Genomic DNA, 9,612 nt, shown 5'->3' with positions numbered 1-9,612 from the left:
ATGACGTACCGGGCCCGTTACACCTCCTGGGGCGAGCGCGCAGCCACCACGCCCCTGCTGGTGGAGGAGGGGCCGGAGGTGCTCGGCACCTTCGGGGTGGAGCGCGCCACCGTGGGCGGGCATTCCTGGCGGCTGAGCACCGGCAAGCGGGGCGCGTCCGCCACCACGGACGACGGCCGCGAGTTCCGCGCCTCGGGGCGGCTGGCGCGGGACAAGAGCGTGCGGGTGGACCTCGCGGGCACGGCGATGACGCTGACCAACGAGGCCCGCAACGATTGGATCGTGGAGGATGCCCGGGGCGCGAAGGTGGCCCAGTTCTCCGGCGGCAACAACGGCGTGCGCCGCTGCGTGCTGGAGCTGGAGGAGGACGCCCGGATGAGCGAGGACGAGGTGGCCGCCCTGAGCTGGTTCGTGCGCCTGATCCTGGAGGCCCGCCTGGGCGCCTCCTCCACGGTGTTGATCGTCACGCTGCTTGCCGCTACCCTCATCGCGGTGTTGACGATACTGCTGTAGGGAGCCAGGGATGGTGGAGCGCGAGGGTACCGGCGTGTGGGTGTGGCAGGGCAACGAGCTGATCGACGCCAACGGCGCCTGCCTGGCCTCCGTGCGCTCGGACGTGCTGCACTTCGGGGAGGAGCGGCTGCTCATCGAGTGCGCGGCGGAGGGGCCGCGCTTCCGCGCTCGCGCCACCTCCATGACCGGCGGGGTGTTCACCATAGTCCAGACCGGCCTGACCGTGCATCGCCTGCACGCGCGCTGCATGGACAGGGAATACGACCTGGTGCGCAGCAGCCTGTGGCGCAAGCAGCGGCTCATCAGCAGCAAGGGCGCGCCCGTGGCGGTGGTGCGCCCGCTGATTAGCGGGCGGGTGGAGATCTCGGAGACCCCCGGCGCCCAGGACAGCCTGGTCCCCCTCGACGCGGTGTTCATGTCCTGGGGCTGCGTGCTGGTGGACTCCCCGGTGCGGCGCCCCCGGCTCGGCCGGGCCTAGAAGCTCCCGTCGAAGAAGTCGTCGCCGCCGCCGAAGCCCCCGCCAAAGCCGCCCCCGTGGTGGCCGCCGCCCAGGATGTTGCCGATCACCATGCCCGTGAGTAGCGTGCCCGCGCCCGAGCCGATCTCCTGGCGGCGCTGGCGCCGGTAGTGCTCGTCCACGTCTTCCTGCGCCGCCTGCACCGCGGCCTGGGCCCGCTGGGCGGCCCGGCGGGCGGTCTCGATGGCCCCGCGCAGGTCGCTGCCCTCGAGCTCCTGGGCGCGGCGGGAGAGCTGGTCCGCCTCGGAGAGGTAGGTGCGCGCCTGGATGCCCACGAGGCGGCCGCGCGAGGAGATCAGGTCCTCCGCGCCCTGGATGGTGGTGCGGGCGGAGTCGATCTGCTGGCGATACATGCGCAGCAGGCGATCTCGCGTGGCGGTGGTCTCGCGCAGCGCGTCGAGCCGCTCGTCCAGCCGGGCATCCAGGTCGTTGAGCCGAGTGTAGGCCCCGAGGGGGTCGCTCTCGCCGCGCTCGCGGGCCGTGGCGAGGAGTTCCCGGGCCTCGCGCACCAGGGCGTCTAGGCGCTCCCAGTCGGCCTCGGCGCCGTTGGCGGTGCCGCGGGCGCGCAGCTCCTCGGCCTCCGCGATCTCCTCCTCGACCTCCTCGATCAGCGGGCCCAGCGAGGCCCGGGCGGTGGCGATGTTGTCGTCCGCGTGCTCGAGGGCGGTGAGCATGCGGTCGGCCACCTCCACGGCGTGCTCCGCGTCGCGCAGCACCATCACCAGCCCGCCCTGCCGTCCGGCGGGCTTGGCAGCCAGGGAGCGGGCGGCGCTCAGGGAGTCCTCGGCGGAGTCGAGGCTGGCCGCCGCGAGCTGCGGGTTGTCCCGCACGGAGGCCAGCGTGGGCTCGGGGTAGCGCCTGCCGAGGTTGGCCAGCGTGTCCTCCGCCTTGGGCAGGCGGGCGCGGATGTCCACGGTGCGCTGGGTGATCTCAGCGATCTTTCCCTCCGCGTTGAGCAGCAGGTTGCGCATCTCGGCAAAGTCCTTGGCCTGCTTATCCAGCTCCCGCTGCGCGGCGGAGCACGAGGTGATGACCTCCATGAGCAGCGTGCGCTTCTCCTCGTTGGTCTCCGGGATGGCGTCCCCGAGCTGATCCTGGATGTCGTAGGCGCGGCGCATGGCGGACTGCGCCTTGTCCAGGGCGCGCCGGAAGGGGCGCGTGCGGGCCGGGCCGAACTCGGCCACGGCGGTGGCCAGCTCCTCCTCGCCGCGCCGGATGGACTCGTCCGTGGCCACAAAGTAGTCCTCGGCCACCTGACCCAGCGCCGGGATGGGGAGCCGGGAGAGCGTGGCGGTATCGGAGGGGTCCACCCGCCGGGCGCTCTCCACCACCTGCTTGTCCTCCTCCCTGCGGCGCCTGCGGCTGAGGAACCAGATCCCGCCGCCCGCACCCACGGCGGCCACGGCACCGGCACCCAGCCACGCCACGGAACCGCCGGAGACCTGCCCGGTGGACTCGGCGGTGTCGATGAAGGCCCTCGCGGCCCCGTACCAGTCCTTGCCGGATAGGTGGGGGCGCACGGCCTTGCGCAGGGCGTCCCGCTCCGAGGCGCTCCACGCCTGCCCCACGGCCACGTCGTACTTGTGCTCCTCGGGGCCGAGGTTCACGGCGAGCAGGGCGAGGTTCCCGCCGCCGTTGGCGCTCAGGGACCTCTCCGCCCACTCCCGGTGGTCCATCCCCTCGAAGCTGGTCACGAAGGCGATCTTGAGCGTGCGCTGATGGGACTTCTCGAACTGGGATATGGCCTGCTCCAGCTCCGTGATCTGCTCGTCGGTGAGCACCCCGGCGTCGTCGTTAATGGCCTCTCCGAACGCCTCCGGCGCGGCCGCGAGCACCTGATAATCCGGGGTAGGGCTCGCCGCCTCGGCCTCGTGGGCCGCAGCGGCGGCGGGCAGGAGCAGGGCGGCGCAGGCCGCAGCGGCAAGGGAGCGGGTGAGCGGGGAGGCAACGATCATGGGGCCAGGATACTGAACTGGATAGGATAGGGGCGATGAGCACGAGGCAGACACACCACTACACCCGCGCCGACGAGGAGCGCCGATGGCCCGAGGCCCGCAAGGGCAGCGCGCTGGGGGCGCAGGGGCACGAGCAGCGCAGCGCCTTCTCCCGGGACCGCGACCGCGTGCTCCACTCCGCCGCGCTGCGCCGGCTGGCAGACAAGACCCAGGTGGTCCGCCCCCGCGACGGCGACACCCCGCGCACGCGCCTCACCCACTCCCTGGAGGTCGCCCAGATCGCCCGGGGCATGGGCACCGGGCTGGGGCTGGACCCGCACATCGCGGAGCTGGCGGGCCTCACGCACGACATCGGCCACCCGCCCTACGGGCACAACGGGGAGCGCGCGCTCGACGACGTGGCCCAGGACTGCGGGGGATTCGAGGGCAACGCCCAGACGCTGCGGATCCTCACCCGGCTCGAGCCCAAGGTGCTCGACGAGCGCGGGAACAGCTTTGGCCTCAACCTCACCCGCGCCGCCCTGGACGCCACCTGCAAGTACCCCCGCGTGCGCACCCGGCCAGATGGCACCCACCGCCCCAAGTACGGCTGCTACGACGAGGACGCGGACGTGCTCGCCTGGGTGCGTAAGGGCCACGAGGACGACACCCCGGCGATGGAGGCCCAGGTCATGGACTGGGCGGACGACGTGGCCTACTCCGTGCACGACGTGGAGGACGGCATCGTCTCCGGGCGCATCTCCCTGGGCGTGCTCTGGGACTTCGTGGAGCTGGCCAAGCTCGCGGAGAAGGGGGCCCGCGCCTTCGGGGGCAACCGGGACGACCTCGTGGCCGCCGCGGACGAGCTGCGGCGGCTGCCGCTCGTGGCGGCCTGCGCGGAGTACGACGCCTCGCTGCGCGCGCACGCCACCCTGAAAAAGCTCACCAGCGAGCTGGTGGGGCGCTACGTCTCCTCCACTATCGAGGCCACCCTGGAGGCCAATCCGGGAGGCGCGCAGTGGCTGGGGCGGACTCGGGGGCGCCTGGCGGTGCCGGGGCAGGCCCGCGCCGAGGTCATGCTGCTCAAGACCATCGCCGTGCTCTACGTGATGGACGAGCGGCGCCACATGGTGCGGCAGGACCAGCAGCGCGACCGCATCTACCGCGTCTTTGATTACCTCTGCGCGGGCGCGCCGGGGGCGCTCGATCCGATGTTCCGGCAGTGGTGGCACGAGGCGGAGAGCGAGGCCGCGCGGCAGCGGGTGGTGGTGGACCAGATCGCCTCCATGACGGAATCCCGGTTGGAGCGGCTGGCGCGCCGGGCGGCCAATCTCGCGGACTTCTGGGGATAGGGGAGAGACCCCACTTTTTGTGTGATTCCCCGGATATAAGGGGGTAGGCCGGGCTATGCTTTGATGTTGCCGGGGGCGGGGGTTGTTGTCCTTTTTCCCTGGTTCCTCCTGGTGGTGCGTGTCTCCACCGCCTGGCGGGGGTGCGCATCGCCGTGCCTTCGACCTTGCTGGGAGGAGGTGAGATGAATGGCCCGCCATCGCCGTGTATGCGGAGATATAAGGAACCGCCGCGGGAGTAGCAGCTCCGTGCGGCGGTTCCTGGGGCGGCTGGCAGAGAACGTCATCGCCAAGCTTATCGTCGAAGCGATGACCAACCTGCTCAGCTAGTCTCACAAAAGCCCTCACGCGTTCTTGGCAGACCGTGGGGGCTTCCCGCATAGCAGCCCCGGGGTGGCTGCCACCACCCACATTAGCACTCCTCGCCTCCCCCGTGGCGCCTTTGCGCCATGATGTTTCTGGGGTCAGCGCTGCAGGGTGATGCCGAGGTCGCCGAGCACCGCGCGCACCGCGCGGCTGTCCGCCGCGGGCAGCTCCCACTGCGCGCAGATGACGGTGCGGACGCGGGCCTCGCGCAGGAGGTCCGCCATGCCGTCGAGGTTGGTGGGCGCGGGTCGGTGTCGGGGGAGCAGGCAGCAGGCCAGCGCGCGGTAGAGGTCCTGGCGGGAGGCGAGGCGGCCGGTAATGAGCAGGGGGTTATTCGGCATCGGGTATTTCGCAGAAGGTCTCGTAGTGATCGGAGGTGTAGTACCACACGTCGGGGTCGGCGGCGTCGGGCCCGCCGGTGACGATGCGCCGCGCGCCGCGATGGCCCAGGTTAGGGGTCTCCACGGTGTATTCGCGGTAGTAGTCGCGCCCCTGCTGGGGCAGGCGGCCCTCGTAGTTGCCAAAGCGCACGCCGTCGTTGTCGGGGTACTCGAAGGGGCCCCCGGCGAGGATGTCCCCCACGACCTCGTCCGCCTCCGGCGGCAGGCTGCCCAGGGGGCAGGATTCCGAGCCCGAGGAGCCCCGGGGCGCGGCGGCGGTGCCCGTGGGGTTGTCGGGGTTCGCGGACCCCGAGGGGGAGGAATCGCCGAGGTCCAGGCCGAACCAGGCGGCCGCGGCCGCCAGCGCGATGCCGCCGAGGGAGGTCAAGGCGGTGCGCCATCGGGCGCGGGGGCGAGCACTCATGGGTCTATCTTGGCACGCCCGTTCGCGCGTCCGGGCGTGGGGGCCTGCGGTTTGACCGCGCCGGTAAGTTGGAGGCATGGCAAAGGGACGCATACCGGAGAGCGATATTCAGGCGATCCGCGAGCGCACGCCCATCGAGGAGATCGTGGGGGAATACGTGCAGCTCAAACCCGGGGGATCGGATTCGCTCAAGGGCCTTTCCCCGTTCAAGGATGAAAAGACGCCCTCCTTCCACGTGCGTCCCAATCGCGGGTACTATCACTGCTTTTCCACGGGGAAGGGCGGGGATGTCTTTTCTTTCCTCATGGAGATGGAGCACATCACCTTTCCCGAGGCGGTGGAGTACTGCGCGGAGAAGATCGGCTATCAGATCAACTACCAGGGCGGCGGGCCGGGCCGCCGGGAGGAACCGGGCACGCGCCAGCGCCTGATCGCGGTGAACAAGGCCGCGCACCAGTTCTACCGGGAGCAGTTGGAGACGCCTCAGGCGGCCACCGCGCGGCAGTTCCTGCTGGATCGCGGCTTTTCCCAGGAGCACATCTACGCCTTCGAGTGCGGTTACGCCCCGGAGGGGTGGGATACCACCACCAAGGTGCTGCTGGGCAAGGGGTTTAGCTTCAAGGAGCTGGAGGCCGCAGGTGTGTCCAAGATGGGCAAGCGCGGGCCCATCGACCAGTTTCATCGCAGGCTGCTGTGGCCGATCAAGAACATGTCCGGCGACGTCATCGGCTTCGGGGCGCGCAAGCTCTTCGACGACGACAAGCTGGGCAAGTACATGAACACCCCGGAGACCCTGCTGTACCACAAGTCCAAGGTGCTCTTCGGCCTGGATCAGGCCAAGAAGAGCATCGCCACCGGGCACCAGGCGGTGGTGGTCGAGGGCTACACGGACGTCATGGCCATGCACGCGGCGGGGGTGACCACCGCCGTGGCCTCCTGCGGCACGGCCTTTGGCGACGACCACCTGCAGATGCTGCGCCGCCTCATGCTGGACGATAACTACTTTCGCGGCGAGCTGATCTACACCTTCGACGGCGACGAGGCCGGGCAGAAGGCCGCGATGAGGGCCTTCGAGGGGGACCAGAAGTTCACCGGGCAGTCCTTCGTCTCCGTGGCCCCCGACGGCATGGACCCCTGCGACCTGCGCCTGGACAAGGGCGACGCCGCCGTGCGCGACCTCGTGGCCAACCGGGTGCCCATGTTCGAGTTCGTGGTGCGCTCCATGCTCTCCCAGTTTGCCCTGGATACGGTCGAGGGGCGCCTGCAGGCCCTGCGCCGGACCGTGCCCGTGGTGGCGGGAATCCGGGACCGCGTGCTCCAGGGCGAGTACGCCCGCCTGCTCGCGGGGTGGATCGGCTGGTCCGACCCCGGCGAGGTGCTCCGGCAGGTGCGCCAGGAGGCCGCCCGCCCCAAGAAGGCGGAGCCGCGCCGGGCCCGGCGCTTTGACGCCGCCAGCAGCGAGCCGGTGCCCCAGGCGGCGTCGCTCGAGATGCCCAACCCGCGCAACCCGGCGCTGTGGCCGGAGCGGGAATCCCTCAAGCTGGCCCTGCAATACCCGGAGTTGACCGGCGCGTACTTCGACGGCATGGGCAAGGAGGCCTACACGCACCCCGCCTACCGCGCGGTGCGCACCGCGATCGCGGAGGCGGGCGGCTGCGCGGCGGCGGAGTCCGGGTCCCGGTGGATCGCGGGGGTGTCCGACCGCATGGCCGACCTCACCGGGCGCTCCCTGGTGTCCGAGCTGGCGGTGGAGGACCTGCGCATGGAGGAGTCCCAGATGAGCGGCTACGCGGACTCGGTGCTCTCCCGCCTCCAGGAGGTGCAGGTGGGCAACCACATCGCGGAGCTGAAGGGGCAGTTGCAGCGCATGCGGCCCTCGGACGACGAGATGACCTACAACTCCCTGTTCGAGGACCTGGTGGCCCTGGAAAAGGCGCGGCGCGACCTGCAGGAGCGGGCGCTGCGCGGTTGAGGGGGTAGGGAGGGGCTAGTCCTCGTCGGGCTCCAGGACGGTGGGGCCGTCCTTGCGCAGGTTCTTGACTTCCTTCATGCGGGGCTGGGGGTCCAGGCGATCCGCCAGGGCCTTGCGCCCGGCCTTCACCGCGTTCTGGGTGACGGGGGAGTTCACGGCGGCCTGGTAGCCCTTCTTGATCTGTGCGTAGCGCTTGCGCCCGGCCTTGGTGCCAAGGACATAACCGGCGGCGGCGCCGATGACGAGCTGGATCATGGAGTGTTCAACGTCCTAACTGATCGCGGGGGACAGGGCAAGGACACCGATTCTACAGGGGAGCCGGGGACGCGGCCGCCGCCGTGGAAGGCGACGCAGTGTGGTGGGGCCACCGGGGCTCGAACCCGGGACCTGCGGATTATGAGTCCGTAGCTCTAACCGACTGAGCTATAGCCCCTCCGCCGTCGTGCGCTGCGAGCACCACGGCGGGTATCAGTATATACAGCACCGGCGCGCGCCCCAAGGCGCCACCCGCCCGGCCCCTCCCGCCTCGCGGAAAACCCTTTTGAACAGGAGATTTGCCCCTGCTTTTGGGGTGGCGCTATAGTAAGTCTTTGTTGCCGCAGGGGTAGCCCTGAACAACGCAATCCTCCATAGCTCAGTTGGCAGAGCATTCGACTGTTAATCGAAGGGTCACTGGTTCGAGCCCAGTTGGAGGAGCAGATGAGGCCCCGCCGAAAGGCGGGGCCTTTTCGTGTTTGTGACCGCGAAGGAAAGTTGCCGCAGAGTTCACGGCGGCGTAACCCGGCGTTCACGGGGAGGGGGCAGGCTGTAGGCGGATAACAACGCCTCGGCGCGGGGCCGGTGAGGAACGGAGAGTGCGCAACTATGAATAATCCCTCGGTGCGGCGGGCACTGCTGGTTTCCGGCCTGGTGGCGGCGGTGGGCGTCGCGGCGCCGGGGCCCGCCGTGGCGCAGCCGCAGGCCCCGGAGCTGTCCGAGCTGTCCTCGGCGGCGTCGGCACGCGCGGCGGAGGAGCTGCCGCCCAACCCGGTGATCCAGCCCGCCCCGGTGCAGCACGAGGGTGCCCCGCGCCCGGTGCCGTTTGGCCCGGAGCGCATCGCCCGCTGGTACGAGTCGGACGCGTCCTCGCACGGCGGGTTCTATTTTCCCGTGGTGGAGGGGTTTAGCGCCCTGCGGCGCGAGCACCCCGAGGTGATGGCGCAGAACCTCGAGGACGTGGTGGCCATCAACAACGCGGCGGCGGGCGATCCGCAGCGCCTGGAGCGGGCGCTCGGCGACGACCACGACGACCTCATGGTGACCATGTCCGACGCCTGGGGGGAGGAGCTGGGCGGGGCGTTTAGGGACGCCCTGGCGGAGCACCGCCTGCCCAAGACCACCCAGCTCCTCTCGGGCTTCCTGGCCCGGGGCGGCGGGCTGGCCTCGGCCACCTACGCGGAGAAGTACTGGTTTGGCTATGACCGCCCCTTCGTGGTGGCCCCGGACCGCATCACCCGCTACCACCGCGAGGGTGGGGACGATGAGTACTCCACCACGCCCTCCTTCCCGTCGGGGCACACGAACATGGCCACGTGGAAGTCCGCGGTGATGGCGTCCCTGCTGCCCGAGCTGGGGGCGCAGATGCTCGCGCGCGGCTCCGAGGTGGGCTACAACCGCCTGGTGGTGGGCGTGCACTACCCGCTGGACGTCATCGGCGGGCGCATGACGGGCATGGCCGCCGCGGCCGATCGCCTCGGGGACCCCGAGTTCGCCGGGCTCGTCCGGGAGGCCGGGGAGGAGCTGCGCGCGGAGCTGGAGTGGCGCTGCGGGGCCTCCGTGGCGGAGTGCGCGGCGCGCGGCGGGCAGTACCTCGACGCCGCGCAGGCCCAGGAGGCGTTCACGCAGCGGATGAACTACGGCTTCGAGCCGGTGGGGCAGCCGGGCCAGCCGATGGTGGTCCCGCAGGCGGCCCCGGCCCTGCTCGCGGCCCGGTTCCCGGAGCTGAGCTGGGAGCAGCGGGCGCGGGTGCTGGAGCTTACGGCCCAGGACTCCGGCTACCCGCTGGATAAGAGCGGGCCGGAGGGGTCCTGGCAGCGCCTGAACCTGGCGGCGGCGTGGAACGCCCGCCCGGTGGTGAGCCCGGACGGCGGGGTCACCCTGGGCTAGTAGCATGGCCCT

9 protein-coding genes and 2 tRNA genes are annotated in these 9,612 nt (G+C 70.8%); 6 read left to right on the top strand and 5 right to left on the bottom strand.

Features of this window, described 5'->3' with window-relative positions; all coding sequences use genetic code 11:
- Together B140_RS0101650 and B140_RS0101645 are read left to right on the top strand one after the other, a co-directional pair.
- On the top strand, positions 1 to 513 hold the full coding sequence (locus B140_RS0101650) for a hypothetical protein (RefSeq protein ID WP_018117609.1): 513 nt from the start codon (positions 1 to 3) through the stop codon (positions 511 to 513).
- A 10-nt stretch (positions 514 to 523) separates the two neighbouring features.
- Complete coding sequence (locus tag B140_RS0101645; protein ID WP_018117608.1) at positions 524 to 991, top strand: hypothetical protein; 468 nt, start codon at positions 524 to 526, stop codon at positions 989 to 991.
- On the opposite strand, the gene B140_RS0101640 is transcribed toward B140_RS0101645, so the two are convergent.
- Positions 988 to 2,985: a TPM domain-containing protein gene (locus B140_RS0101640; RefSeq protein ID WP_018117607.1), complete on the bottom strand. Its 1,998-nt coding sequence runs from the start codon at positions 2,983 to 2,985 to the stop codon at positions 988 to 990. The two genes, B140_RS0101645 and B140_RS0101640, sit on opposite strands and share 4 nt — an antisense overlap.
- A gap of 35 nt (positions 2,986 to 3,020) precedes the next feature.
- On the opposite strand from B140_RS0101640, the gene B140_RS0101635 reads away from it, so the two are divergent.
- Positions 3,021 to 4,316: a deoxyguanosinetriphosphate triphosphohydrolase gene (locus B140_RS0101635; protein WP_018117606.1), complete on the top strand. Its 1,296-nt coding sequence runs from the start codon at positions 3,021 to 3,023 to the stop codon at positions 4,314 to 4,316.
- A gap of 461 nt (positions 4,317 to 4,777) precedes the next feature.
- Here B140_RS0101635 and B140_RS0101625 read toward each other — a convergent pair whose 3' ends face one another.
- Positions 4,778 to 5,020 (bottom strand): hypothetical protein, encoded by a 243-nt coding sequence (locus tag B140_RS0101625; protein WP_018117605.1) that lies wholly within the window; start codon positions 5,018 to 5,020, stop codon positions 4,778 to 4,780.
- Positions 5,010 to 5,483 (bottom strand): guanyl-specific ribonuclease, encoded by a 474-nt coding sequence (locus tag B140_RS0101620; RefSeq protein ID WP_040425701.1) that lies wholly within the window; start codon positions 5,481 to 5,483, stop codon positions 5,010 to 5,012. The genes B140_RS0101625 and B140_RS0101620 overlap by 11 nt, the downstream gene beginning before the upstream one ends.
- Positions 5,484 to 5,559: 76 nt before the next feature.
- On the opposite strand from B140_RS0101620, the gene dnaG reads away from it, so the two are divergent.
- Positions 5,560 to 7,455 (top strand): DNA primase, encoded by a 1,896-nt coding sequence (gene dnaG / locus B140_RS0101615; RefSeq protein ID WP_018117603.1) that lies wholly within the window; start codon positions 5,560 to 5,562, stop codon positions 7,453 to 7,455.
- 15 nt (positions 7,456 to 7,470) lie between these two features.
- On the opposite strand, the gene B140_RS0101610 is transcribed toward dnaG, so the two are convergent.
- The gene (locus B140_RS0101610; RefSeq protein WP_018117602.1) at positions 7,471 to 7,710 is read right to left on the bottom strand and encodes a hypothetical protein; all 240 of its coding nucleotides are present in this window, start codon (positions 7,708 to 7,710) and stop codon (positions 7,471 to 7,473) included.
- A gap of 101 nt (positions 7,711 to 7,811) precedes the next feature.
- A tRNA-Ile gene (locus B140_RS0101605) sits at positions 7,812 to 7,888 on the bottom strand.
- 190 nt (positions 7,889 to 8,078) lie between these two features.
- Between B140_RS0101605 and B140_RS0101600 the strand changes: the two genes are divergently transcribed.
- Positions 8,079 to 8,151: transfer RNA gene (locus tag B140_RS0101600), tRNA-Asn, on the top strand.
- 168 nt (positions 8,152 to 8,319) lie between these two features.
- Positions 8,320 to 9,600 carry an acid phosphatase gene (locus tag B140_RS0101595; RefSeq protein ID WP_018117601.1) on the top strand — a complete coding sequence of 427 codons (1,281 nt, stop codon included), beginning with the start codon at positions 8,320 to 8,322 and terminating at the stop codon, positions 9,598 to 9,600.
- The last annotated feature ends 12 nt before the right edge of the window (positions 9,601 to 9,612 follow it).

Source organism: Corynebacterium mastitidis DSM 44356, assembly GCF_000375365.1.
GTDB lineage: Bacteria > Actinomycetota > Actinomycetes > Mycobacteriales > Mycobacteriaceae > Corynebacterium > Corynebacterium mastitidis.
This window is presented reverse-complemented; position numbering and strand designations above follow the sequence as displayed.

Coding starts and splice junctions, on each gene's coding strand:
- B140_RS0101650 (WP_018117609.1), top strand. CDS start 1: ATGACGTACCGGGCCCGTTACACCTCCTGGGGCGAGCGCGCAGCCACC.
- B140_RS0101645 (WP_018117608.1), top strand. CDS start 524: ATGGTGGAGCGCGAGGGTACCGGCGTGTGGGTGTGGCAGGGCAACGAG.
- B140_RS0101640 (WP_018117607.1), bottom strand. CDS start 2,985: ATGATCGTTGCCTCCCCGCTCACCCGCTCCCTTGCCGCTGCGGCCTGC.
- B140_RS0101635 (WP_018117606.1), top strand. CDS start 3,021: ATGAGCACGAGGCAGACACACCACTACACCCGCGCCGACGAGGAGCGC.
- B140_RS0101625 (WP_018117605.1), bottom strand. CDS start 5,020: ATGCCGAATAACCCCCTGCTCATTACCGGCCGCCTCGCCTCCCGCCAG.
- B140_RS0101620 (WP_040425701.1), bottom strand. CDS start 5,483: ATGAGTGCTCGCCCCCGCGCCCGATGGCGCACCGCCTTGACCTCCCTC.
- dnaG (WP_018117603.1), top strand. CDS start 5,560: ATGGCAAAGGGACGCATACCGGAGAGCGATATTCAGGCGATCCGCGAG.
- B140_RS0101610 (WP_018117602.1), bottom strand. CDS start 7,710: ATGATCCAGCTCGTCATCGGCGCCGCCGCCGGTTATGTCCTTGGCACC.
- B140_RS0101595 (WP_018117601.1), top strand. CDS start 8,320: ATGAATAATCCCTCGGTGCGGCGGGCACTGCTGGTTTCCGGCCTGGTG.